The organism is Arthrobacter sp. StoSoilB5 (assembly GCF_019977235.1).
Lineage (GTDB): Bacteria > Actinomycetota > Actinomycetes > Actinomycetales > Micrococcaceae > Arthrobacter.
On the sequence record NZ_AP024646.1, the window covers coordinates 1,669,291 to 1,693,048 of the forward strand.

The window sequence follows — 23,758 nt, forward strand, 5'->3', positions numbered from 1 at the left end:
TCAGCGGGAGGCGAAAGCCGCGTCAAAGGCGGAAGCGGGCGGGCGGATGGTGGCAAGATCCCTGACCATGGCCAGCGCTTGTGGAGCGCCGATCAGCCGGTCCATTCCGGCGTCCTCCCATTCGATGCTGGTGGGTCCCTCATACCCGATCGAATTGAGCATCCGGAAAATGGGTTCCCAGTTCACGTCGCCATGGCCTGCAGTGACGAAGTCCCAGCCGCGGCGGGGATCCGCCCACGGCAGGTGGGATCCAAGGCGGCCGTTGCGTCCGTCGAGGTGACGTACGGATTCCTTCACATGCACGTGGAAGATCTTGTCCGCGAAGTCCTGGAGGAACATCACAGGGTCAAGGTCCTGCCAGATGAAGTGGGAGGGGTCAAAGTTCAATCCAAAGCTCTCCCTGTGCCCGATTGCTTCCAGTGTGCGTTTGGCAGTCCAGTAGTCGTAGGCGATCTCGGAAGGATGGACTTCCAATGCAAAACGGACACCCACCTCGTCAAAGACATCCAGAATGGGATTCCAACGGTCTGCGAAGTCCTGGTAGCCGCGCTCGATCATGGCTTCGGAAGCCGGCGGGAACATAGCGACGCATTTCCAGATGGACGAGCCCGTGAAACCCGTAACGGTCTTGACCCCCAGCCTTGCCGCGGCACGGGCTGTGGTCTTCATGGCGTCGGCGGCCCGCTGACGGACGCCCTCGGGATCGCCGTCGCCCCACACATCGGGCGCCAGGATGTCCCGGTGGCGCTCATCGATGGGGTCATCGCACACTGCTTGCCCGGTGAGGTGGTTGGCGATCGCGTGGACCGAGAGGTGGTGCTTCTCCAGGATGTCCAGCCTGCCTTGAAGATATGAGTCGTCTTCGACGATGAGCTGCGGGTCCAGGTGATCGCCCCAGCAGGCAATCTCCAGGCCGTCGAAGCCCCACTCGCCAGCAAGGCGCGCTACTTCCTCAAACGGCAGGTCGGCCCACTGGCCGGTAAAAAGGGTGATGGGTCGGGTCATGATGGGTCCTCTCAGACGTTCTGCCAGCGGCTCGCGTTGCCCGCGCTAGCCTCAACGGCGGCCAGCACCCTCTGAACCTGCAAGGCATCAGCGAACGACGGCGAGGGCTGCTCCCCAGCGCCGATGGCATTCACCAGGTCCACAACCTGGTGGGTGAATCCATGTTCGTAACCAAGGCCGTGCCCTGTGGGCCACCAATTGCCTGTGTACGGATGGGACGGTTCGGTGACAATGATCTTGCGGAATCCTGCGTCTGGTTCCAGGGCTGAATCGTAGACGTGAAGCGAGTTCATGTCCTCGAAGTCAAAAGCGAGTGAGCCCTTGGTCCCGTTCAGCTCCAGCCGCATGGCATTCTTGCGGCCCAAGGCAAAACGAGTGGCTTCGAAAATGCCGATTGGTCCGGCGGCAGCACCGCCGTCGTGCCTTGCGCCAAATCGCGCGGTGAACAGCGCGGCGTCGTCCACGGTGACCGGACCCTTGGGAGCGTCCGAACCGCCGCGGCCGCCGAGGCCCACGTAATCTCCACCCACAGGCCGTTCTTTCACGAACGTTTCCATCAATGCCGAGACTCCGGTGATGGTGGAGCCCGTGATCCACTGCGCGGCGTCGATACTGTGGGCGCCGATATCGCCCAGTGAACCGGAACCGGACTTGGACTTATCCAGGCGCCACGTGAGCGGCGCATCCGCGTCACTGAGCCAGTCCTGCAGGTATTGCGCCCTGACGTGACGGATGTCGCCCAGGCGCCCTTCCTCCACCATCCGCTTTGCCAGGGCCAAAGCGGGAGTGCGGCGGTAGCTGAAGCCGCACATGGACAGCACGCCGCGCCCGGCTGCCGCCCGGGCAACCGCTGTCATTTTCTCCGCCTCTTCCACTGAGTTGGCCAGTGGCTTTTCGCAGAGGACGTGCTTGCCCGCTTCGAGGGCGGCGATGGCGATCTCGGCGTGCGTGTTTCCGGGCGTGCAGATATCGATGAGGTCAATGTCATCGCGCTCAATCAGGCGGCGCCAGTCCGTTTCCACGGAATCCCAACCGTACTTACGGGCCGCAGCACGGACGCCTTCTTCGTTGCGGCCGGCCACGGCAGCCAGTTCCGGGGCGAGCGGAAGATCGAAGAACCGCGGAGCGGTCCGCCACGCGTGGGAGTGGGCGGCACCCATGAAGGCGTAGCCCACCATGCCTACACGCAAGGGTTTTGGTTCAGTCACAACAAGTCCTTTCTTGTCCTGGGTTGGCAGCTGCTACTTGCTGAAGCCTGCGGTAAGGCCACTAACCAGCTGACGGCGTCCAAGGACGTAAATCACCAGGATTGGCAGGGTGCTCAGGACGACGGAGGCAAGCACGGCAGGAATATTGACGCTGAACTCGCCTTGGAAAGTCCACAGTCCCAAGGGGAGAACACGGAGTCCGGGGCTTTGGGTAAGTACCAGCGGCAGCAGGAATCCGTTCCAGACATGCAGGCCGTTGTAAATTGCCACGGTCACTATCGCCGGGCGGGTCAAAGGCAGCGCCAACCGCCACATCGTTTGCCAGTCACTGCAGCCATCCAGCCGCATCGACTCGAACAATTCGTTCGGCACATCGCGGATGAAATTGGACAGGATCAGCACCGTCAATGGAATGGCAAACGCCACGGATGGAAGCATGATGGCAAGCAGGCTGTCATACAGATTCAGCCGGATGATCATCAGGTAGATCGGAATGATGGTTGCCTGGAGCGGAATCGCCAAGCCCATCAGGAACATACCGTTGACAAACTTCAGGTACCGGCCGCGTCCACGAACGATCGCGAAGGCGGCCATGAAGGAGATCAGCACCGTGGGGATCACGGAGCCGAGCGTGACGATGACACTGTTCATGAAGTACGTGCTGAAATTGGCCTCGAGAACCAGTTGGTAGTTCTCCAAGGTGGGAGTCGCCGGAAGAGCCAACGGGTTCTGCCCGAAGTACCCCTCAGACGTCTTCAGGCTGGTGATGACGATGTAGTAGATCGGCACAATGATGATGGCCAGCCACATCCAACCGCCAAGGCCTCCGGGTATGTTCAGCCGCCGGACCCGTGAACCGAGGCTTTGCTTGGCTTTGGTGGAGTGGGCCGGGGGAGTGGCTGGAGCGGTTTTCGAATCGCTTTGAAGGACAGTACTCACCTTACAAACCTTCCAATTGGCTGCCCTGCTTGTCCTTGCCTCCAAGGCGCTGGAGGAACAAGGCAAGGACAAGGCCTACGACGACGAGGATGACGGCAATGACACTTGCAGGGCCCATCAGGTTGGCCCGGAAGCCGCGCAAGTACATGTCGAGCGCCAGGATGCGGGTGGAGTTGCCCGGTCCGCCGCCGGTGAGGACGAAGATGAGGTCGAAGTACGTCAGCGATCCGACAACCATCAGGGTGGACGAGGTGATGATGGTGTATTTCAACTGCGGAAGCGTGATGTGGAAGAACTGCTTAAGGATTCCCGCACCATCGATCTGTGCTGCCTCGTACAGGGATTTGGGGATCTGCCGGACACCACCTTGGTAGATGAGTGTGTGGAACGGCACGAACTGCCAAGCGATCACAAAGATGACCAGGCCCAATGCCAACTGAGGGACGCCCAGCCAGTCCTGGGCCAGGAAGGGCAAGCCCAGTCCCATGGCCAGTCCAAAGTTAGGGTCCAGCAGTGCTTTATAAGCGATGGCAACTGCAGCCGAGGAGAGAAGAAGCGGCAAGAAGTACAACACGGCCAATGCAGCCCTGTAGCGCTGCGTGCCAGCAGTGAAGACTCCCAGGAGAAGGCTGATGGGGGTCTGAACCAGCCAGGAGACAATCATGATCAGGAAGGTCAGGCCCAGGGCGTTGTACAGTCCGGGGTCGGTGAGTACCGAGGACCAGTTCTCCAGTCCAGCTGCCCCGATGGCGCCGATGCCGTCCCAGTTGGCGAAGCTCAGGACCAGTACACCTACCAGCGGCGCAAGCGCGAAAACCACGAAAAAGATCACAGCAGGCAGCGTCAGCCACGCAAGTGCAGATTTTTGCTGCCCGGCTTGCTCGATTTTCCGCGATCCCGTAGCAGCCCTATGAGCGGTTGTTGAGCTCATTTGCCCAGGGTGGCGTTCATGTTCTGGGCGAACTGCTGTGGCGTGATCGACTTGAGGAAGAGTTGGTCGATGTTGTTAAGCAGGGCCTCGGCGGCGGTGGGGCTCAGGGCTTGATCCCATGACTGCTGGAAGTTCGGGGCGTTCTTGGCAAGGTCGTAGACGAAGTTCAGGAAGTCCTTGTCCGGGGACGTTGCGAGCTTGTCTTCAATTCCATTGACGATCGGGACCGAACCGGAGTTGATGTAGGCGTCGATGACCGTTTCGGTCATGATGCCGTCCTTGAAGAACTTCTTAGCCGTTTCCTTTTCCTTGTCCGTGGCCTTGGCCGAAATGGACATGTACTGGGCGGGGTTGCCTACGCCATTCTTCGGATCTCCCTTGCCTCCCGGGACCGTCGGGAAGGTGACGAAGCCCAGTTTTCCGTTCTGGACGAAGTTCTGGCCTTCCTTCTTCATGGGTCCGTACGTCCAGGAACCTTGAAGCAACATTGCTGCTTTCCCCGTGAACAACAGCGCCTGATCCGCTTTCGAATCTGCCGTGATGGAGGAGAAGCCCTTGATGAAGCCATCGGCCGACACCAGTTCCTGGATCTTGGTGCCCGTTTCAATCACAGCCGGATCCATCCAGGCATTGGGCTTGCCTTCGAAGATCGCCTTGAACACCTCGGCGCCTCCGATGCGGTCCAGGAGGTATTCGAGCCACATCATCGAGGTCCAGCGGGATTGACCGCCCAAGGAGAACGGCGCTACGCCCATGTCGTTGAAGGTCTTTACCAGCGACATGACGTCGTCCCAGGTCTTGGGCGGCTGCACCCCTGCCTTCTCGAAGAGCTCTTTGTTGTAGAACAGGACAACGGGGGCCACGTACTGGTTGGGGAGGGCGTAGATCTTGCCGTTGACGGTGGCTGCACCGAAGGAAGCGGGGAAGAACTTGTTTTTCAGATCCGGGTTGGCCTCGAACCAGCTGGTCAGGTCCTCCACCTGGTTGGCCTCGGCGTAGGTCTTCAACGTACCGCCACCCCAGCCGTAGACAATGGTGGGTGCCTGGCCGGCGCCGATCGCGGTCTTGATCTTCGTCTTGTACGCATCGTTCTGGAAGTACGTCACAGCGATCTTGTTGTCCGGATTCGAGGAACCGAATGCATCGACGGCCTTCTGGATGGTGGTCTGGTTCGGCTCACCGGAGAGGAACCACATGCTGGCGCCTCCTCCGCTCGCGCTGCCCGGCCCGGACGTACCGCAGGCACTGGTTGCCATGACTGCGAATGGCGTAACAGCCGCGAGAGCCAGAAAAGAACGCCGTGATGATTGGAACTGCTTCATTGCTTCTCCATGTGTAGTCGCCTCGTTGGGCACGTTGCGGTGCCCATCTCCCAAAGGGGTGGCCCTTCCCGAAAAATATCGAAATATTTCGGAGATACTGTTTAGGTCACGGTCTAAACTAAAGTGCAATTCATCACACGTCAAGACTTCTTCCAGCTTTAGCAGCGCCGGACTTACAGCCTTCTTGAGCTTTCAAGCGGCATCACGCATACTCGCATTGGAACGAAATATTTTCGAAAGCAGGGGGATTCATGGAACGCGAGCAACGTCCGCTCAAGCTCACTCTGGCTGCGGTGGCCAAAGAGGTGGGTGTTTCGGCACCTACGGTTTCCAAGGTGGTGAACGGCAGGGAGGACGTGGCGGAGGAAACGCGTGCACGGGTACTGGCTGCCCTGCAGCGGACCGGATACAAGTCGCCCCTCCAGCGCAAAAGTCCGCCACCCCAGCAGGCGGTTGAGGTGGTCTTCGACTCCCTGAATTCGGCATATTCCGTGGAAGTCCTCAACGGTGTCATGGAGCATGCGGCGGTCTCGGACATGGAAGTCATCCTCTCTGTGACCAGCAGGCAAACAGCGTCACCGTTGGGCCCCGAAGAGCGGGCCCAACGCATCATCGACGAAGGCCGCAGCGGAATGATCGTGGTGACTTCCGCCTTCGGGTCCGCGCAACTGGAAGCCTTCCAACGCCGCCGGATCCCCATCGTGGTGGTGGACCCCCTTAATCCGCCACCGGCAGACGTCTTCAGCGTCGGGGCCAGCAACTGGGCCGGGGGCAAGGCCGCTGCGACCCACCTGCTCGAGTTGGGACACCGCAAGATTGCCTACATCGGCGGCCCTGCCACCGCCGAGTGCAGCCAAGCACGCTTGCACGGCTATATGGCCGCACTCATGGCGGAGGGCATCGCAGTGGACGAGGACTATGTGTCCTCGGGCGCCTTCCGGCCCGAGAATGGTGTGAAGGCCATGAAGGCGCTGCTGGCCCTTGAGGATCCGCCCACGGCAATATTCGCTGGAAGCGACAGCATCGCGCTGGGAGTTCTCGCAGAGGCCCGACGGCAGAACATCCGCATTCCGGAGGACATGAGCCTCGTCGGTTTCGACGGCACGCACCAGGCGGAGGAATCCGTTCCGCCGCTGACGTCCGTGTCGCAGCCACTGCAGGAGATGGGTCGCTCGGCCCTGCGGTTCATCCTGCGCCAGGTCCGTGGCGAGGACATCGACTCCCGCAGGGTGGAACTGGCAACGCATCTTGTGGTCCGTGAGTCCACGGCGCCACCACGGCCCCCGTCCACTGCCAAGCCCGCGTCCACTGCCAAGCCCGCGTCCGCGGCCAAGTCAGGCAGGGCTAGAGGAGCCGCCGCCGTCGAGGTGTAAGTGAGACCGGCGGAATGGCGTCATACAGCAGCACCCGCACCCAACGCTCACCAGTCTCGCGGAATTCCGCACGGCTGGCGAAACGGTAAAGATAGCTGCGCGCACGCACCCAACGCGGGCGTTCGCCGTCGAACGGGTCATGGCGAAGCAGCCCAAGCGTGGGCTTGTCCGCCTCCAACAGCCTCTCCAGGAAGGCGTAGAACCAACCCTCATGGACTGTCCGCAGGGGCAGGAACCACATGAGCCAATCAAGCCTGAGGTGGTACGGCGCCCACTGCCGCGGGAGGCGACGGACATCCCCGGGTTTGCCTTTGAATCCGTACTCCAGCCAGTGTTCGTCGGGAGCGTCCGGCTCTTCCGCCATAGTGCCTTCGACGACGATCTCGATCCGCTGCTTCGTTACCGTACCGAACGCGCCATAGGCATTCACCAGGCGCCACCGGTTGAAGCTCGCGTTCATGAGCTGCTGGCGCGAGAAGAGGTTCAGGAGCGGCCGGTAGCTGAGGACCACCAGCAGTACCGTCACGGCAAGTACGACGCCGAGCCACCACACCGGCGTTTGGGCTCCCGGGTGCCACTCAAGCGGGATAGCGGGAAGAACCGCATGAGCCACTGGATCACTCACGGCAGCGAAGGCGAGAACGATTGCCATCCAATTCAGCCACGCAAAATTGCCGCTGCCCACCAACCAAAGCTGCGTCACGATGATTATTCCTGCCGCGATACTGGCCAGCGGCTGCGGCGCGAACAGGAAGAACGGAACCACCAACTGGGCAAAGTGGTTTCCCACCACTTCCACCTTGTGTAACGGGCGGGGGAGGAGGTGGGCCTGCCTGCTTAGCGGTCCGGGCATCGGCTGCGTCTCGTGGTGGTAGAACATGGCGGTAAGGTCCCGCCACTCACGGCCGCCCCTGATTTTGATCATTCCCGCGCCGAACTCAAGCCGGAACACCAGCCAAACAATCAGGATCAGGATGGTGGTGGGCGGTGGAACCTGGTCCGATCCAAGGAAGGCTACCGTGAAGCCAGCCTCCAGGAGCAGGATCTCCCAGCCAAAGCCATAGAACGTCTGGCCCACATTCACGATCGACATGTAGAGGAACCAGAGAGCCAGGAACGCCAGCATCGGAAGCCACGGTGGTCCCAGCTGCGGTAGGCCGACTACCAGCATCGCGGACACAGCGATTCCTACCCAACAAACTGCGCGCAGCAGGGCATCCGAGTATCGCCACTGGAAGAGGGTGGGCCGTGCCAAGCGGCGGGCCATCTCAAGGAACGAGGGGACGGGAAGCAGGCCGTGCTCGCCAAGGAGGGCGGGAAACTGGTTCATGGTGGAGAGAAAGGCAACCAGATAAAGCACAGCGGTGCCGCGTTGCAATACTTGCCGCGCAAATTCGTAGTCTTGCGCGTCAAACCAGTCCTGCGCGTCAAACCAGGCCAGCCACTCCACAAATTCCACGTTACGCGCGGGGAGGAAGTGGTCAAGCAGGGTTTTCCACTTAGCCGCATGCTGCGTTCGCAGCCTTCTGCAGCTGCTGGGATACTTAAACAATGCAGCCGCGCAAGATCGTCATCCTCGGGTCCACCGGTTCCATCGGCACACAGGCGATTGACGTCGTCGACGGCGCCCCGCACCTTTTCGAAGTGGTGGCCCTGAGCGCCGGCGGCGGGAACCTGGAACTGCTTGCCCATCAGGTTGTCCACACGCGGGCGAAGGCGGTAGGCATTGCCCAAGGCGATCCGGCAACACTTCAAGACCTGATTGACGCCGCGGCCGCGCGGAGCGGATTGGGCAGCTTTGCCCCTGAAATTTTCGTTGGGCCGGACGCGTCCACACGCATCGCGGAAGTGGACTGTGACGTGGTTCTCAACGGCATCACTGGCTCCATCGGCCTGGCGCCAACCCTGGCCGCGCTCGCGTCAGGTGCCACCCTGGCGCTCGCCAACAAGGAGTCGCTGATCGTCGGTGGTGCCTTGGTGAAAGCAGCTGCCAGCCCTGGCCAGATTGTGCCTGTTGATTCCGAACATTCAGCCATCGCCCAATGCCTGCGTTCCGGCACCGAACAGGAGGTGGAGAAGTTGATTCTCACCGCCTCCGGCGGTCCTTTCCGTGGCCGAACCCGTGAGCAGCTTCACAACGTCACACCCGCTGAGGCTTTGGCGCACCCAACGTGGGACATGGGCCTCATGGTCACCACCAACTCCGCGAGCCTGGTCAATAAGGGCCTTGAAGTGATCGAGGCACATCTGCTGTTCGATGTGCCCCTGGACAGGATCGACGTCGTGGTCCATCCGCAGTCGGTAGTCCATTCCATGGTCCAGTTTGTGGATGGGTCCATCATCGCCCAGGCGTCGCCGCCTGACATGCGGCTTCCCATAGCGCTGGGGCTGGGTTGGCCCGGACGGGTTCCGCGTGCCGCCCAGGCATGCGACTGGACGCAGGCCACAAGTTGGACGTTCGAACCATTGGACTCGGTTGCGTTTCCGGCGGTGGAACTCGCAAAGGACGCCGCGAAGCAAGGCAGCACCTACCCGGCCGTCTTCAACGCGGCCAACGAGGAAGCCGTGGAGGCTTTCCACGCCGGTCGTATCCGCTTCACGGACATCGTGGATACGGTGGAGTCCGTCCTCAGCGAACATTCAGGTTCCTCGGAGCTTACGGTGGAGTCCGTGCTGGATGCTGAGAAGTGGGCACGCACCCGCACGCATGATCGTTTAGCCAACAGCGCCGTGTAACAGCGAAACGCGTATTAGCACAGAAACCCCTATGGAAGCAGTCCCATCGGCATGAGTCCCGTCCTTCTCTTCATCCTCGGAGTCGTCTTCGTCGCCCTTGGCGTCGCAGTGTCCATTGCTTTGCACGAGGTTGGCCACCTGGTCCCCGCGAAGCTCTTCAAAGTGCGCGTGACCAAGTACATGATCGGCTTCGGGCCTACCCTGTGGTCCAAGAAGAAGGGCGAAACGGAATACGGCTTCAAAGCTCTTCCGTTAGGCGGCTACGTGGCCATGATTGGCATGTACCCGCCCAACAAACAAGATGGCGGTGTACGTCCATCCAGCACGGGCATGTTCCAGACTCTTGCCAGCGAGGCCCGCTCGGTCGCACATGAAGAAGTGGGCCCAGGGGACGAACACAGGGTCTTTTACAAGCTGCCGGTCTGGAAGAAGATCATCATCATGCTCGGTGGACCGGCCATGAACATGTTGATCGGTTTGGTCCTCCTGGCCGTCCTTCTCATGGGATTTGGCGTCGCGACCGCCACCACCACCATCGCGGATGTTTCAAAGTGCCAGGTTGCTGCGGGGAAAACGGTGGACCCGGATTCGGCGGACTGCAAGCCAACACCTGCGGCTGCTGCCGGCCTGCAGCCGAACGACACCGTGAAGACTTTCGACGGCAAAACCGTCACAAGCTGGGATGAACTCACCAGTTGGATCCGGGCCTCCGCTGGCAGGGAGGTGCCCATCACCGTAGAGCGCAACGGCTCGGAAGTTTCCACGACCGTTACCCCCGTCTTGTCTTCACGTCCGGTTGTGGGCGCCGATGGCCGCCAGGAGCAGGACGCCAACGGCGTACTGAAGTACCAGGAGGTGGGCTTCCTGGGAATCGGCGCACAAAGCGCGTTGGTTCCCCAGCCGGCGTCCTCGGTTCTTCCCATGGCGGGAGAGAACATCAAGCAGATTTCCGGAGTGATCCTTAACCTGCCGGCCCGAGTGGTTGGTGTGGCGAAGGCCGCTTTCAGCGAGGAACCCCGTGATCCGAACGGCCCCATCAGTGTGGTTGGCGTCGGTCGGGTGGCTGGCGAAGTGGCCGCCATGGAAGAAGTACCCCTCCAATCACGTATTGGAACCTTGGTAGGGCTGCTTGCAGGGCTCAACTTCGCGCTGGCCGTCTTTAACCTCGTGCCCTTGCTGCCCCTCGACGGTGGTCATGTGGCGGGTGCGCTGTATGAGGGTGCGCGGCGCCAAGTGGCCAGGCTAAGGGGAAAGCCGGATCCCGGTGCTTTTGATATCGCGAAGCTTCTTCCCGCCACGTATGTGGTGGCAGCGCTGCTGATGGCCATGGGTGCGCTGCTGATCTACGCAGACATCGTCAAGCCTGTGAATATCTTTGGCTGATGTCTCCATGCGCTGGACGGCAGGGCCCTCCGAGGGCGGAATCGATGGCGGATCATGCGACGCGGCGGGATAGGCTAGCTTCATGACTGTTTTCGCTGTTGAGTATGTATACGTCGCCGAATCCGGCGCCCTCCGCGACGAAGCCCGCCCCGCGCACCGTGCCTGGCTGGGCGACCTCGCAGAGGACGGCACGCTGCTTGCGAGCGGCCCCTATGGTGACGGTGCCGGCGCACTGCTCATTTTCAAGGCGGCAAATGAAGCCGAACTCAACGACCTCCTGAAGCAGGATCCGTTCGCTGAAGCCGGAGTCATTGCAGGCATCCGCAGCACGGAATGGGATCCCATCATCGGCGTCCTGGCTGCCCACGCGTCCTAGCTCCGGCGTCCTCCACCACAACGATCCACCCCAAACCCAAGGAGTCCACGTGACCTCGGTCAGCCTGGGAATGCCAGCAGCCCCACCCCCCGTCCTTGCCCCTCGCCGTAAGACGCGTCAGATCAAGGTTGGGTCCGTTGGCGTTGGCTCTGATTCACCCATCAGCGTGCAGTCCATGACCACAACGCCCACCACGGATATCAACGCCACGCTTCAGCAGATCGCCGAACTGACGGCCTCCGGCTGCGACATCGTCCGCGTTGCATGCCCCTCAGCCGATGATGCCGAGGCATTGCCGATCATTGCCCGGAAATCGCAGATTCCCGTGATCGCCGATATCCACTTCCAGCCGAAGTACGTTTTCGCAGCCATTGAAGCAGGATGCGCTGCGGTCCGTGTGAACCCCGGTAATATCCGGAAGTTCGATGACCAGGTCAAGGAAATCGCCGCAGCCGCAAAGGACCATGGGACGTCCATCCGCATTGGCGTCAACGCTGGTTCCCTGGAGCCGGGCATCATGAAGAAGTACGGCAAGGCAACCCCCGAAGCCCTGGTGGAGTCCGCCGTCTGGGAAGCCTCGCTCTTCGAAGAGCACGGTTTCCACGACTTCAAGATCTCCGTCAAGCACAACGACCCCGTGATCATGGTCGCGGCCTACGAGATGCTCGCGGAAAAGGGCGACTGGCCCCTGCACCTTGGCGTGACCGAAGCTGGTCCGGCCTTCCAAGGAACCATCAAGTCCGCGACTGCTTTCGGGGCACTGCTGTCCCGCGGCATCGGTGACACCATCCGTGTGTCCCTCTCGGCACCGCCCGTGGAGGAAATCAAGGTTGGCAACCAGATCCTGCAGTCATTGAACCTGCGTCCGCGCAAGCTTGAGATTGTGTCCTGCCCCTCGTGTGGCCGCGCCCAAGTGGACGTGTACACGTTGGCTGAGCAGGTAACCGCTGGCCTTGAGGGGATGGAAATTCCCCTCCGTGTCGCAGTGATGGGGTGTGTCGTCAACGGCCCCGGCGAAGCCCGCGAAGCAGACCTCGGTGTGGCCTCCGGAAACGGCAAGGGCCAGATTTTCGTGAAGGGCGAAGTCATCAAGACAGTGCCTGAAAGCGAAATTGTTGAGACACTGATCGAAGAGGCCATGCGTATCGCTGAAGAGATGGGGGAGGCCGATGGCGAAGATGCTGTCAAGGGTAGCCCCGTGGTTAGCGTCTCGTAACGAGACAGGCCTGGGGGTCAGGGTGCTCGGCAGTGCCGACACCCTGGCCCTTCGCGCGCTTGCGAGTGAGGATCCCGTTGCCAACGTCTTTATCCTGGCGCATCTGGACAGCGTAGGAACGGCAGCCCCCACCAGTGGGGGCGCGAGCGTTTTTGGCGTGTTCGACGACGACACCCTTCTGGGAGCCTGCTGGGCCGGGGCAAATCTGGTCCCCGTGCAACTCGATCCGAATCTTACCGGATACGTGGCTACGGCAGCACACCAATCCGGCAGGCGGTACGCCTCCATCTTTGGGCCTGCGGAAACAGTGCTGGCGCTCTACTCACGCTTTGAGCAGTTGGGCCACTTCGCGCACGAAGTCCGCTCCAGACAGCCCCTTTTGACCATTTCCGGTGGGCCGGCCATCGAAGCCAATCCTTTGCTGACCTTCGGCACCATGGCGGACTTTGAACGTATCCTGCCTGCCTGCGCCGCCATGTTCGAAGAAGAAGTTGGCTACTCGCCCTTCCTGGGAGGCCAGGACTTCTATAGCAGGCGGGTTGCGGGGCTTATTCGTCAAGGGCACTCCCTGGTCCACATCGACGCCACGGGAACTGTGGTTTTCAAGGCAGAGTTGGGCGCGGTCACTCCGGACGTCACACAGGTCCAAGGCGTATGGATGAATCCTGAGATGCGTGGACACCACCAGAGCGCTGGTTACATGGCCGCCGTCGTGAATCTCTCACGTACGTTCGCGCCCGTGACGAGCCTGTACGTCAACGACTACAACGCCAAAGCGCGCGCCACCTACGAAAGGGTGGGCTTCGAGCAAGTCGGTACGTTCGCAACGGTCTTGTTCTAGCAGTTCTTGGCTAGTCCGGATTGGCGGTATCCAGGTTCCCGGTGAGATACCGCTGGATGGTCGGCGCCACTATCCTCACCACTTCCTCCTGATCAGCACTGGCCAGGGGCTCGAGCCGGATCACATAGCGGAGCAGCATCAGTCCCACCACTTGTGTCGCCACCAGGTTGCCACGCAGTCGTACTTCCTCGGCAGGACCTTGCACGCCCACCATGACCCTGGAGAGGATGGTCCGGCTCACAGTCTCCCGCAGCAACGCCGTTTTGGCTTTGGACCCAATGGTTCCCCGAACGAATGCCACCAGACCGGGCTGCGCCGGGCCCTCCCACAACCGAACTACCGCGCGGATCAGTGCTTCTGCCCTCGCCCCCGGATCCAGCGTTTCAACGCCCGCCAAGACGTCTTCAGGGTCCGCAGGCAACTCCACGCTGGATGCGAACAGTTCGTCCTTGCCTTTGAAGAAGTGGTGCACCATGGCCGGATCCACGGAAGCTTCCCGCGCGACTTGCCGAAGACTGGTGCCATCGAACCCTTGCTCGGCGAACAGCTTCCGTGCAGCCAGCAGAATGGCTTCGCGCGAGTGATCGTTACCGCTTCGCCGGCCGCGGCGCAGGGGCTGGAGGCTCATGAAGTCTGCCGCCGCAGTGTCAGTGAGGCGAGGATGAGGACCCCCACCACTATTCCGCCCATCACCATCGTGTCTTGCCACAGGGTGGCCGTGGCATCGGCGTTCCCGGCGATCTCCTGAAGGGCATCAACAGAAAACGTCAGGGGAAGGACGCCGGAGATTGCCTCGAGGACCTCGTTCATCTGCTCACGGGCGACGAAAAGGCCGCAGAGCAGGATCTGCGGCACCACCACTACGGGCATGAACTGGACGGCTTGGAACTCAGTGCGCGCAAAGGCGGAACACAGCAGCCCCAAGGCCACCCCAAGGACAGCGTTGATGACCGCGATCATTACGACGAACCAGGGAGTGCCCTTGATGTCGAGATCGAAAATCCAGTACGCAACCGCCGTGGCCACCAGCGATTGCAGCGCGGCCATGATGGAGAAGGCAAGAGCATAGCCGAACAAAAGGTCTGCCTTATGGATGGGTGTGGTGAGGAGCCGCTCCAGGGTCCCGGATGTTCGTTCGCGCAGCATGGTGATGGACGTGACCAGGAACATGACCACGAACGGGAAGATCGCCAGCATCATCAGGCCGACGCGGTCGAACGTGCGCGGAAAGCCCGGCGGAAGTGTTTCGTTTTCGAAAAGGAAATAGACGGCGGCGAGCAACAGCGCCGGGACCACCAGAATGAGTGCCACGCTGCGGTGATCGTGCCGCAGTTGGCCCAGGACGCGGGCTGTGGTTGCCAAGGTCATTCGGAGATTCATGATGCCACCTGGCTTTCTTTTGCTGGTTGACCGCTATCGGGGCCCTGTTGGGCGTCCTTGATCATGTTCAGGAACGCCCGTTCAAGGTCACTGCTGCGTCCGCGCGTGGCGAGTTCGGCTGGGGTTAGTTGGGCAAGCAGCAGGCCGTCCCGCAGAAGCAGCAACGAGGAACAATGCGACGCTTCTTCCATGACGTGACTGGAGACCAAGAGCGTTGTTCCGCTGGCGGCCATGGCAGCGAACCTCTCCCATAACTCTGCCCGCAGCACTGGGTCCAGGCCCACTGTCGGTTCGTCAAGGACCAACAATTTAGGGTGCGCCACCAGCGCACACGCCAGTGATACGCGGCTGAATTCCCCGCCCGACAGGTCTCCCGCCTTCTGCTTTGCAAATGATTCGAGCCCGACGGCGGCAATCGACTCCGCAACGTCCGCCGCCGTCGCCTTGTGCATGGCGCCGAAGTACTTGACGTTGGCTTCAACGCTGAGGTCTGCATAGACGCTGGCACCTTGGGTGACGTAACCGACGTCGTGCCTTAGTGGCGCGCTGCCTGCTGGGCGGCCGAGAACGCTGATGGATCCACCCGTGATCCGTTGTACCCCCACAATGCCGCGCATGAGTGTTGTCTTGCCGCTTCCTGAGGGGCCGAGCAGTCCTGTGATGCGACCGCTGCCCACCGCGAAGTCCAGGCCCCGCAGGATTCTTGTTCGGCCTCGCGTGATCTGCAGGCCCGTGGCTTCTATTGCTGCGAGTGACATGGCGGCCTCCGGCACCATCAGGTAATTCACCAAGTGATGAATTAACGCTAAATCTGCCCAACCGCGCGGTCAAGGGTGATTTGCCAGCGAAATCCTTGAAAACGTGTCCGCTATCACATAAGTTTTTCCCAAGCCGTGTCGATGGGGCACGGGTGGTTACAGGGGAATTCATGGCAAAGACCTTCAAGGTTGCCTTTGGCAGCCGCACCATCCGTGAGCTCGGCAGTCACCAATGCTTCCCAGTCGCAGGCGATCCCGTTCCGCTGGAGGGAACGGGGGACTAGTCCCCGGACAGAGTCTGCGGCCGGCCGGCCGCAGAGCCACGCCATCGAAGGATGACCAGCCGATATTGGCCAGGGGCTTCCAGACTCGACGGCGTGGCTCTTCTCTGTGCGGAGCCGCCCGCCACCAGCCGGTAGATTAGTAGACAGTTGTTTTTGCCACATCTGCCATAGAAACGGATACGTACCCGTGGTCCTTCGCCTTTCCCAGTTGTTCCTGCGCACCCTGCGTGAAGATCCCGTCGACGCCGAGGTCGCCAGCCACAAGCTCCTGGTCCGGGCCGGTTACATCCGCCGTGCCGCGCCGGGCATTTACACGTGGCTGCCGCTGGGACTCAGTGTCCTGCGCAAGGTGGAGGAAATCATCCGGCAGGAAATGTCCGCCATTGGCGCACAGGAAGTCCACTTCCCGGCATTGCTGCCGCGCGAACCCTACGAGGCCACCAACCGCTGGACCGAGTATGGAGAGGGCCTCTTCAGGCTTCAGGACCGCAAGGGCGCCGACTACCTCCTGGCCCCGACGCACGAGGAAATGTTCACCCTCCTGGTCAAGGACCTGTACTCCTCGTACAAGGACCTGCCGTTGAGCCTGTACCAGATCCAGAACAAGTACCGCGATGAAGCGCGACCCCGTGCAGGCCTCCTCCGTGGCCGGGAATTCATCATGAAGGACTCATACTCGTTCGACGTTGACGACGCCGGCCTGGACGCAAGTTACGCCGCCCACCGCGCTGCCTACCTGAAGATCTTTGAACGCCTGGGCCTGGAAGTCATCCCGGTTGCGGCCACCGCAGGCGCCATGGGCGGCTCCAAGAGCGAGGAATTCCTCTTCCCCACGGAGATCGGCGAGGATACCTTTGTGCGCTCGGCCGGGGGCTACTACGCCAACGTCGAGGCCGTCACCACGGTTGTCCCTGAGGATATTGATTTCACGGACGCACCGGCTGCCCAGGTTTTGGACACCCCGAACACCCCCACCATCGAAACCCTGGTTGACGCAGCCAACCAGCTGGCACCCCGCAGCGAGGCCGACGGCGGCGCCTGGACTGCCGCTGACACGCTGAAGAACGTCGTGCTCGCCGTGACGCTCCCCACCGGTGAACGCCAGATCGTCGTCCTCGGCGTTCCTGGTGACCGCGCCGTGGATCTCAAGCGGGTGGAAGCCAACATTGGTGCGTTCCTTCCCATCGCGGGCGAGATCGGCCTCGAAGCTGCCAACGATGAAGATCTCAAGAAGCTGCCGTGGCTGGTCAAGGGCTACATCGGCCCTGGTTTGTCCCTGGATGAAGCGGTGCTGGGCCTGGAAGGATCTTCCAAGCTGCTCTTCCTCGTGGATCCCCGCGTTGTCTCCGGCACAACCTGGGTGACTGGCGCAAATGTTGACGGCAAGCACGTCTTCGGACTCGTGGCGGGCCGCGACTTCACGTGGGACGGCGTCATCGAATGCACCGACGTCCGGGCAGGGGACCCTGCGCCTGACGGCTCGGGACCACTTGAAACTGCACGTGGCATCGAAATGGGCCACATCTTCCAGCTCGGACGCAAGTACGCCGAGGCACTGGACCTGAAGGTGTTGGACCAGAACGGCAAGCAGGTTGTGGTCACCATGGGCTCCTACGGCGTTGGTGTAACCCGTGCTGTCGCAGCCCTCGCCGAAGCCAATCACGACGACCGCGGCCTCGTGTGGCCACGCACGGTAGCCCCGGCCGATGTTCACATTGTGGCTGTGGGCCGCGGCGACGAAATTTTCGAAGCTGCAGAGAAGCTGTCCGCTGAACTGGAGGCTGCCGGCCTCGACGTCATCTTCGATGACCGGCCCAAGGTTTCTCCCGGCGTAAAGTTTGGCGATGCCGAGCTCGTCGGCGTGCCCACGATCCTGGCGGTCGGCCGTGGACTCGTGGACGGCGTAGTGGAGATCAAGGACCGCCGCAGCGGTGAAGCCGAGAACATCTCGGTGGATAAGGCCGTGGATTACGTGGTCAACGCTGTCCGTAACCGGTGATTTCCGGCTTCGAGACTATCCAGCTCACCACGATCATCCTGATTGTGGTTGCTGGATTCGCAGCAGGGTGGGTTGACGCGGTAGTAGGAGGCGGGGGGCTGATCCAGCTCCCCGCTCTGCTGCTGGTTCCTGGCATCACCCCGGTCCAGGCCCTGGCCACGAACAAAATGGGTTCCATCTTCGGCACCACCACCAGTGCCACCACCTATTACCGCCGGGTGGGGCCGGACCTCAGGACAGCAATTCCCATGGCAGTCATTGCCCTGGCGGGCAGCTTTGGCGGGGCCATCCTCGCTGCGTCGCTGCCGGCCAGCGTCTTCAAGCCGATCATCGTCGTGGCGCTGGTCGCCGTCGCGATTTTCACGGCCCTCCGCCCCAGCGCCGGTGAGCTGACGGCGCTGCGGCACGATGGACACAAGCACTACGTCGTGGCCTGCCTGATCGGTGCTGTGATCGGGTTTTACGACGGCCTCATCGGGCCCGGTACGGGATCCTTCCTGGTGATCGCCTTGGTCTCGGCCATGGGCTACGCCTTCCTTGAAGCCAGTGCAAAGGCCAAGATCGTCAACATGGCCACCAATGCCGGTGCCCTGATTTTCTTCCTTCCCCACGGTTCCTTGTTGTGGGGAGTGGGCCTGGTGCTCGGGCTGGCGAACATGGCGGGCGGATACCTTGGTGCCCGTACAGCAGTGGCCAGGGGGAGCGGCTTTGTGCGGATTGTGTTCCTGATCGTCGTCGCGGCACTGATCATCAAGCTCGGCATGGACGTATGGAACGACAACTTCAGCTGACGGCGTCCCCGGGCTCTGGCAGATCGTGTGCTGCTGGAAGTCCTTCGAGCGTCCTGCCCGCCAATGTGCTGGCCACCCATAGGGAACGGGCCAGGTCGCCTTCGTGCCCTGGTTTTCCCGCGGACCACAGGGCATTGTTCACTTCGCGGGCAATACTCCACTGTCGTGCGACCTCCGGATCAAGGCCGGCGGCGAGGCTGAAGTCCCGGCACCGATCCCGTAGGGCAGCGCCAGGATCGCTTCCCGGCAGATCCTTGATCCGGTTCCACAGAACAGGTGCCACCGCAAATTCTGCCTCACCGATCTGCGGTTGGGGATCGATGGCCCGGTAGTTGGCGGTGTCCGCGCCCAATGCGGCAAGGATGTTCATGAAGTGGAGATCAGTGTGCACCAGGACGTCCTTGCCGGATCGGCGGCCAACAGCGCCCCGGGTCTGGCACACTTCCAGCGCAGCCTCCAATAACCATCGCGGGAAGGGGTGGTCCTGCCGTTCCCACTCCGCAGGCAGTTCGTCGCTCCAGCGCTCAGCCGTTGCAGCGATGTGATCGAATCCCCGCCATTCGGGACGATCATCCGGGGCAATGGAAAGTTCGCGCATGATCTCACCCCAGGCCTCCATAGCTTCATCCATGGGGGCGTCCTGCAGCCAACGCGATGCGTCCAGGCGTTCCAGCAGCATGGAGCAGCTCGCGGCGTCCGCTGCCAGGAGGCGGACAGCTCCGTGGCCACCCCACAGGGCCAAAGCGTGGCGCTCCAGGAGTGCTTCCTCATGTGGATAGGCGATCTTCAGGGCAGCCTGCCTGCCGGACTGGAGAACGGGTACAACCAAGGCTCCATGCCCGTTCCACGGCTCCTCGCCGGGTGCGAGGTCCACGGACAACTGCCAGCGGTCCAGGGACTCGCTGATGAGCCCCGGAAGGCTCGCCAGCCAGTCCCGCCCCGCGGAGTCGCGGTTGTAACGGGCGTGCAGGTCGCCCGGAATCGGAATCATGGCGTGAAGGGTCACGCGATCAGCCTAGCTCTGCCGGGCGGTAGTACCCTCAGAAAACGCCGCTGGCGCCCAACAGGCTTCCGATCGAGAACGTGGCTGCAAGAGCCAACGCTCCGCCCAACACCACACGGGCTGCTGCCCGGATCCTCGGTGCCCCACCAATCCATGCCCCCACGGCTCCCGTAATCGCGAGCGCCAACAGGACGGCAACGAACGTCAGCGGGACACGCATTGCCGGAGGAGGGAGCAGGATGGCCAGCATGGGAAGCACTGCGCCCAGGGTAAATGCCACTGCCGATGCAAAGGCGGCGTTCCACGGACTGACGATGTCGTCCTCGTGAATATTGAGCTCGGCGGACAAGTGGGCCGCAAGGGCATCGTGCTTCGTCAATTCTTCGGCGACTGTCCGGGCGGTGCGCGTGGTGAGTCCCTTCGCCTCGTAGATCGCGGCGAGCTCTTCGAGTTCTTCTTCCGGTTGTTCTGCGAGCTCCCGGCGTTCCTTCTCGATGAGCGACTTTTGGGTGTCGCTTTGGCTGCTGACGGATACGTATTCGCCCAATGCCATGGAAATGGCGCCACCCACCAGACCCGCCGTGCCGGCAGCCAGGATGCTGCCGGTATTGGTCGTGGCACCGGCCATGCCGACCACGATCGCGGCGACGGAGACTATGCCGTCGTTGGCGCCCAAAACTCCGGCGCGCAGCCAGTTCAACCTGTGGGCAAGATCATCACGATGCGGTTCATTCTCGTGCGTAGTGGCAGTTTCTGCGGAAGCCATGGTTCAAGCCAAGCACCAGCGGGCCGCCTTGGCCAGCATGGCTAGGCTCGCCTATCCCGTCCCGGGTGTTTGGGCTCAGCCCGGTTGGGACTCAGCCCGGGTTGGACTGGGTGTGGGCGCCGGCAGGGGAGGAAAGTCATCGGCGTCGAACTCCAGGCCCGGCAAGGCGGCCAGAGTGGCACCCCAGTCAATGCTCCTCCGCACTGCGGCGAGCAGGTTGCTGACGGCCCAGTCCCGGGTCTCTCCAGTGGAAAGCGCAATAAGGTCGCCAAATCCCCGCAAAGAGTCCCATTCCAAAGTCCCTAAACCGGCGCCCGGGTTTTCAGCGAACTGCGCAGGTAGCCGGTATCCGGGCTCCCGGGTGGGCACGTCGCCACAGTTGAGGCGGGTCAGGGCTTCCGCCTGCAGCAGGAGGCGTTCGTGCATCGCCAGGTCCTTCGCGGCCTGGACAGTTGCCCTGGCGTCCAGTCGCTTCAGTGCCACCTGGTAGATGTACACGGCTTCCTGCTCCGAGCGGACAGTGGCGGCCAAAGCAGCATCTGTCGTGGCAGCCGTTGCATCCGGAGTGGGGCTCACGGAGGGGCATTGGTGCGCAGCCGGCGTTGTGTCAGGCGGGGTGCCGGCCGACGTCGGCGACGGTACCGTCAGCTGCCACGCCGCAGCCAGTTTTTCGCCCTGCAGCAGTTGGGCGGATCCGACGGCGGCGAGCAGCCTTGCGGTCCCGCCGTCGGCCTCGCGGGCGTCGTCCAGTCGTTGCCTGCCGCTGGCGGTCAAGCCAGCCACGATGGCCACCGGGGTCGTGTCATCTTGGCCCGTTGCCGCGGAGGCAGCACTACCGGTGGTATTGGGCAGGCCGCTGGTAGCGGCAGATGGCGTAAGAAGGGCCCTCGACTGCGTTGTCAGCAATGTCACAGCGTTGTCCAGGGCTGCTGTTTGAGAACCGGATCCTGTGGCTGCCGACAATCCTGCGGCCGATTCCCGCAGTCTCTGGGTATCGGTGAAAGCGTCGGCGAGGGCGGACTCGGAAAACGAAAGCTCCGGGGGAGTCCCGGAATCCCGCGGAAGAAGCACGATTCCAGTGCCTGCAACGAGCAGTGCCACCACCGAAATGAGAAGGAGCCGGCCCCACGCTGGTGATCGTCGTTTTTCACTTGTCTGCTCGTCCACAACACACCATGGTGTCATGTGGGCGGGAAACTCCATGCACCATGTGCTGCCGAAAATCGTTAGGCTAGTAGTCACAACAACATCTATCGGGAGGCGGCGGGCAACGTGAGTGACTCGGAAGCCACGACTTCAACAGACCGTACTGAGTCGAATTCAACGGCCACCATCCACAACCCGGAAGAGCGCAGGCTAAAGGCGCTGCTCGAACCGGCAGTCCTTGCCAACAGGCTCTACCTCGAGGATGTTTCCATCCACGTCGCCGGTTCACACCGGACGGTCCACGTCGTCGTGGATCTTCCACAGGAGGAGACCGGAGGTGTCAGCCTTGACGCCATCGCCGACGTCTCGCGTGGCTTGTCCGATATTCTGGACAACGATCCCCACGACGACGGCCGTCCCTACGACCTCGAGGTTTCTTCGCCAGGCGTAGGCCGTCCGCTGACGGAACCGCGCCACTGGCACCGGGCCCGCGGCCGCATGGTCCGGGTCAACGTCATCCAAGGTGAGAACGTCCTGGGCCGGATCGCGTCAGTCGATGACACTGGTGTGACGCTCATTCCGGAGCACGAGGTCAAGAAGGGCATGAAGCCCAAGCAGGGCGAGCCAATCACTATTCCTTTCGACAGGATCCGCCACGGAAAAGTCGAGATTGAATTCAGCCACCTCCACGAGGCCGGGCTGGCAGACGAACACAATGGACCTTCCGAGGAGGCCTAATGGATATTGACATGAGCGCACTGAGACTCCTGGAGCGTGAGCGTGAAATCCCGCTGGACCTCCTGATTCCCACCATCGAGCAAGCGCTCCTGGTGGCCTATCACAAGACGCCCGGTGCCTTCGAGAAGGCCCGTGCTGAGCTGGACCGCAAGAGCGGCCACGTGACCATCTGGGCAACGGAAATCGACGACGAGGGCGAGGCTATTGGGGAGTTCGAGGACACCCCCGCCGGTTTCGGCCGGATCGCCGCGAGCACGGCACGCCAGATCATCCTGCAGCGTCTTCGCGACGTTGAGGACGATAACGTGTTGGGTGAGTTCAAGGGCCGTGAAGGCGAACTCGTCGCTGGCATGATCCAGCAGGGCAACAACCCGCACATGATCCAGGTCAACCTCGGATCCGTGGAGGCGCTGTTGCCGCCACCCGAGCAGGTTCCTGGCGAGAAGTACATCCACGGCAGCCGGCTGCGTGCTTTCGTGGTGGATGTACACCGTGGGGCAAAGGGTCCGTCCATTACGTTGTCGCGTTCGCACCCGGGCTTGGTCCGTAAGTTGTTCGAAATGGAAGTTCCGGAAATTGCGGACCGTTCCGTGGAGATCGTGGCACTTGCCCGGGAAGCCGGTCACCGCACCAAAATTGCCGTCAAGGCGAACACCCCGGGCGTGAACGCCAAGGGCGCCTGCATCGGCGAAATGGGTTCCCGCGTCCGTGCGGTCATGACTGAGCTCAACGACGAAAAGATCGACATCGTGGACTTTAGCGAGGACCCGGCGACCTTCATCGCCAACTCCTTGTCGCCGTCCCGAGTGAATTCCGTCACCATCACGGACGAGTCAACGCGCTCGGCCCGGGTAGTGGTTCCGGACTACCAGCTCTCCTTGGCGATTGGCAAGGAAGGCCAGAACGCACGCCTTGCTGCCAAGCTGACAGGATGGCGGATCGATATCGTGTCAGACGCCGCCCCGGCAAAGGCCGAGTAGCGGCCATCCCGGTGGCCTGGCCGCCGGGCTCCGCGCCGCGCTGGCTGTGCGGCCGGTTTCGGCTGTCCGGGGCCGGGGGGCTAGAATAGATGGAACCGGGCTTACGTCCGGTATCCGCGCGCTTTGACGTGCCGTACTTGCGTGTGCAGGGCCGGTCGTCAGCGCAAGTTTGCAGAGGCAGGTAAGGACACATCGTGGCTGAACTGCTTGAACGCGGCCATGGTCCCGTTCGTACGTGCATCGGATGCCGGAAGCAAGGCTCCCGGTCCGAGCTTGTCCGGCTGGTCGCCCAAGGCTGTGGTTCATCCACTGTCCTCGTCGATGTTCGACGCCGGATGGCCGGCAGGGGTGCGTGGCTTCACCCCAGCGAAAAGTGCTTGGCATTGGCGATCAAGCGGCGTGCTTTCGGAAGGGCCCTTGCGGGCGCTACCGAAACGAGCGCCGTCGAAAGCTACCTCATGTCAGGCGCGCCACTTGTGGAGGCCCCGGCTGCCACAGGAAAACCGTCCAAACCTGAAAGCGGGTCAGAAAACTGATGGAAACCCGATGAGTTCCCAGCGATGAGTGCGTAACGATGACAACT

The 23,758-nt window shown here is 62.0% G+C and carries 23 protein-coding genes; 11 read left to right on the forward strand and 12 right to left on the reverse strand.

The genetic code is table 11. The annotated features are described in order from the left end of the window. From LDN75_RS07580 to LDN75_RS07600, 5 genes are read right to left on the reverse strand one after another with little or no spacing between them, the layout of a single operon-like run. On the reverse strand, positions 1 to 1,005 hold the full coding sequence (locus LDN75_RS07580; protein WP_223936526.1) for a sugar phosphate isomerase/epimerase family protein: 1,005 nt from the start codon (positions 1,003 to 1,005) through the stop codon (positions 1 to 3). Positions 1,006 to 1,016: 11 nt separating this feature from the next. Then, positions 1,017 to 2,213 carry a Gfo/Idh/MocA family oxidoreductase gene (locus tag LDN75_RS07585; RefSeq protein WP_223936527.1) on the reverse strand — a complete coding sequence of 399 codons (1,197 nt, stop codon included), beginning with the start codon at positions 2,211 to 2,213 and terminating at the stop codon, positions 1,017 to 1,019. A gap of 33 nt (positions 2,214 to 2,246) precedes the next feature. After that, the gene (locus LDN75_RS07590) at positions 2,247 to 3,152 is read right to left on the reverse strand and encodes a carbohydrate ABC transporter permease (RefSeq protein WP_223936528.1); all 906 of its coding nucleotides are present in this window, start codon (positions 3,150 to 3,152) and stop codon (positions 2,247 to 2,249) included. A gap of 1 nt (position 3,153) precedes the next feature. Then, complete coding sequence (locus LDN75_RS07595) at positions 3,154 to 4,083, reverse strand: sugar ABC transporter permease (protein ID WP_223936529.1); 930 nt, start codon at positions 4,081 to 4,083, stop codon at positions 3,154 to 3,156. Then, positions 4,080 to 5,405, reverse strand: coding sequence for an extracellular solute-binding protein (locus tag LDN75_RS07600; RefSeq protein ID WP_223936530.1), 1,326 nt, complete (start codon positions 5,403 to 5,405; stop codon positions 4,080 to 4,082). Before LDN75_RS07600 ends, LDN75_RS07595 begins: the two co-directional genes overlap by 4 nt. A 251-nt stretch (positions 5,406 to 5,656) precedes the next feature. Here LDN75_RS07600 and LDN75_RS07605 point away from each other — a divergent pair, with 251 nt between their 5' ends. Beyond that, positions 5,657 to 6,778, forward strand: a complete 1,122-nt coding sequence (locus LDN75_RS07605) for a LacI family DNA-binding transcriptional regulator (protein WP_223936531.1) — start codon at positions 5,657 to 5,659, stop codon at positions 6,776 to 6,778. On the opposite strand, the gene LDN75_RS07610 is transcribed toward LDN75_RS07605, so the two are convergent. Then, on the reverse strand, positions 6,750 to 8,237 hold the full coding sequence (locus tag LDN75_RS07610) for a lipase maturation factor family protein (protein WP_223936532.1): 1,488 nt from the start codon (positions 8,235 to 8,237) through the stop codon (positions 6,750 to 6,752). The two genes, LDN75_RS07605 and LDN75_RS07610, sit on opposite strands and share 29 nt — an antisense overlap. Before the next feature lie 92 nt (positions 8,238 to 8,329). Between LDN75_RS07610 and dxr the strand changes: the two genes are divergently transcribed. The 5 genes from dxr to LDN75_RS07635 all read left to right on the forward strand — a co-directional run bounded on the left by dxr (position 8,330) and on the right by LDN75_RS07635 (position 13,330). Continuing rightward, the gene (dxr, locus tag LDN75_RS07615) at positions 8,330 to 9,514 is read left to right on the forward strand and encodes a 1-deoxy-D-xylulose-5-phosphate reductoisomerase (RefSeq protein ID WP_223936533.1); all 1,185 of its coding nucleotides are present in this window, start codon (positions 8,330 to 8,332) and stop codon (positions 9,512 to 9,514) included. A 51-nt stretch (positions 9,515 to 9,565) separates the two neighbouring features. After that, positions 9,566 to 10,897: a site-2 protease family protein gene (locus LDN75_RS07620; RefSeq protein WP_223936534.1), complete on the forward strand. Its 1,332-nt coding sequence runs from the start codon at positions 9,566 to 9,568 to the stop codon at positions 10,895 to 10,897. A gap of 82 nt (positions 10,898 to 10,979) precedes the next feature. Beyond that, complete coding sequence (locus LDN75_RS07625) at positions 10,980 to 11,273, forward strand: YciI family protein (protein WP_223936535.1); 294 nt, start codon at positions 10,980 to 10,982, stop codon at positions 11,271 to 11,273. A gap of 49 nt (positions 11,274 to 11,322) precedes the next feature. Next, positions 11,323 to 12,489 (forward strand): flavodoxin-dependent (E)-4-hydroxy-3-methylbut-2-enyl-diphosphate synthase, encoded by a 1,167-nt coding sequence (gene ispG / locus LDN75_RS07630; RefSeq protein WP_216925300.1) that lies wholly within the window; start codon positions 11,323 to 11,325, stop codon positions 12,487 to 12,489. Next, positions 12,452 to 13,330, forward strand: a complete 879-nt coding sequence (locus LDN75_RS07635; protein WP_223937520.1) for a GNAT family N-acetyltransferase — start codon at positions 12,452 to 12,454, stop codon at positions 13,328 to 13,330. Before ispG ends, LDN75_RS07635 begins: the two co-directional genes overlap by 38 nt. Before the next feature lie 10 nt (positions 13,331 to 13,340). Here the strand turns inward: LDN75_RS07635 and LDN75_RS07640 are convergent, their stop codons facing one another. From LDN75_RS07640 to LDN75_RS07650, 3 genes are read right to left on the reverse strand one after another with little or no spacing between them, the layout of a single operon-like run. Then, positions 13,341 to 13,958: a TetR family transcriptional regulator gene (locus LDN75_RS07640; protein ID WP_223936536.1), complete on the reverse strand. Its 618-nt coding sequence runs from the start codon at positions 13,956 to 13,958 to the stop codon at positions 13,341 to 13,343. Next, a complete protein-coding gene (locus tag LDN75_RS07645) occupies positions 13,955 to 14,698 on the reverse strand; it encodes an ABC transporter permease (RefSeq protein ID WP_223936537.1) in 744 nt (247 codons plus the stop codon). The genes LDN75_RS07640 and LDN75_RS07645 overlap by 4 nt, the downstream gene beginning before the upstream one ends. 8 nt (positions 14,699 to 14,706) lie before the next feature. Further along, a complete protein-coding gene (locus LDN75_RS07650; protein WP_223936538.1) occupies positions 14,707 to 15,468 on the reverse strand; it encodes an ABC transporter ATP-binding protein in 762 nt (253 codons plus the stop codon). 471 nt (positions 15,469 to 15,939) lie between these two features. Between LDN75_RS07650 and LDN75_RS07655 the strand changes: the two genes are divergently transcribed. Next, positions 15,940 to 17,751: a proline--tRNA ligase gene (locus LDN75_RS07655; RefSeq protein WP_223936539.1), complete on the forward strand. Its 1,812-nt coding sequence runs from the start codon at positions 15,940 to 15,942 to the stop codon at positions 17,749 to 17,751. After that, positions 17,748 to 18,542: a TSUP family transporter gene (locus LDN75_RS07660; RefSeq protein ID WP_223936540.1), complete on the forward strand. Its 795-nt coding sequence runs from the start codon at positions 17,748 to 17,750 to the stop codon at positions 18,540 to 18,542. Before LDN75_RS07655 ends, LDN75_RS07660 begins: the two co-directional genes overlap by 4 nt. Here the strand turns inward: LDN75_RS07660 and LDN75_RS07665 are convergent. From LDN75_RS07665 to LDN75_RS07675, 3 genes are all read right to left on the reverse strand, one after another. Beyond that, complete coding sequence (locus LDN75_RS07665; protein WP_223936541.1) at positions 18,535 to 19,548, reverse strand: aminoglycoside phosphotransferase family protein; 1,014 nt, start codon at positions 19,546 to 19,548, stop codon at positions 18,535 to 18,537. The genes LDN75_RS07660 and LDN75_RS07665 overlap by 8 nt on opposite strands. Positions 19,549 to 19,582: 34 nt before the next feature. Continuing rightward, positions 19,583 to 20,311 (reverse strand): VIT family protein, encoded by a 729-nt coding sequence (locus LDN75_RS07670; RefSeq protein ID WP_223936542.1) that lies wholly within the window; start codon positions 20,309 to 20,311, stop codon positions 19,583 to 19,585. Between the two features lie 75 nt (positions 20,312 to 20,386). Further along, positions 20,387 to 21,553: a DUF4439 domain-containing protein gene (locus tag LDN75_RS07675; protein WP_223936543.1), complete on the reverse strand. Its 1,167-nt coding sequence runs from the start codon at positions 21,551 to 21,553 to the stop codon at positions 20,387 to 20,389. Between the two features lie 30 nt (positions 21,554 to 21,583). Here LDN75_RS07675 and rimP point away from each other — a divergent pair, with 30 nt between their 5' ends. The 3 genes from rimP (at position 21,584) to LDN75_RS07690 (ending at position 23,711) form a co-directional block, all read left to right on the forward strand. Next, positions 21,584 to 22,195, forward strand: coding sequence for a ribosome maturation factor RimP (rimP, locus tag LDN75_RS07680; RefSeq protein WP_223936544.1), 612 nt, complete (start codon positions 21,584 to 21,586; stop codon positions 22,193 to 22,195). After that, the gene (gene nusA, locus LDN75_RS07685; protein WP_223936545.1) at positions 22,195 to 23,175 is read left to right on the forward strand and encodes a transcription termination factor NusA; all 981 of its coding nucleotides are present in this window, start codon (positions 22,195 to 22,197) and stop codon (positions 23,173 to 23,175) included. The genes rimP and nusA overlap by 1 nt, the downstream gene beginning before the upstream one ends. 194 nt (positions 23,176 to 23,369) lie before the next feature. Beyond that, entirely contained in the window at positions 23,370 to 23,711 is a 342-nt protein-coding gene (locus LDN75_RS07690; RefSeq protein ID WP_223936546.1) for a YlxR family protein, read from the forward strand. The last annotated feature ends 47 nt before the right edge of the window (positions 23,712 to 23,758 follow it).

Excerpts from the sequence above, each read along its gene's own strand:
- LDN75_RS07580 (WP_223936526.1), bottom strand. The coding sequence starts at position 1,005 with ATGACCCGACCCATCACCCTTTTTACCGGCCAGTGGGCCGACCTGCCG.
- LDN75_RS07595 (WP_223936529.1), bottom strand. The coding sequence starts at position 4,083 with ATGAGCTCAACAACCGCTCATAGGGCTGCTACGGGATCGCGGAAAATC.
- LDN75_RS07600 (WP_223936530.1), bottom strand. The coding sequence starts at position 5,405 with ATGAAGCAGTTCCAATCATCACGGCGTTCTTTTCTGGCTCTCGCGGCT.
- LDN75_RS07605 (WP_223936531.1), top strand. The coding sequence starts at position 5,657 with ATGGAACGCGAGCAACGTCCGCTCAAGCTCACTCTGGCTGCGGTGGCC.
- dxr (WP_223936533.1), top strand. The coding sequence starts at position 8,330 with ATGCAGCCGCGCAAGATCGTCATCCTCGGGTCCACCGGTTCCATCGGC.
- LDN75_RS07620 (WP_223936534.1), top strand. The coding sequence starts at position 9,566 with ATGAGTCCCGTCCTTCTCTTCATCCTCGGAGTCGTCTTCGTCGCCCTT.
- LDN75_RS07625 (WP_223936535.1), top strand. The coding sequence starts at position 10,980 with ATGACTGTTTTCGCTGTTGAGTATGTATACGTCGCCGAATCCGGCGCC.
- LDN75_RS07635 (WP_223937520.1), top strand. The coding sequence starts at position 12,452 with ATGCTGTCAAGGGTAGCCCCGTGGTTAGCGTCTCGTAACGAGACAGGC.
- LDN75_RS07640 (WP_223936536.1), bottom strand. The coding sequence starts at position 13,958 with ATGAGCCTCCAGCCCCTGCGCCGCGGCCGGCGAAGCGGTAACGATCAC.
- LDN75_RS07645 (WP_223936537.1), bottom strand. The coding sequence starts at position 14,698 with ATGACCTTGGCAACCACAGCCCGCGTCCTGGGCCAACTGCGGCACGAT.
- LDN75_RS07650 (WP_223936538.1), bottom strand. The coding sequence starts at position 15,468 with ATGTCACTCGCAGCAATAGAAGCCACGGGCCTGCAGATCACGCGAGGC.
- LDN75_RS07670 (WP_223936542.1), bottom strand. The coding sequence starts at position 20,311 with ATGGCTTCCGCAGAAACTGCCACTACGCACGAGAATGAACCGCATCGT.
- nusA (WP_223936545.1), top strand. The coding sequence starts at position 22,195 with ATGGATATTGACATGAGCGCACTGAGACTCCTGGAGCGTGAGCGTGAA.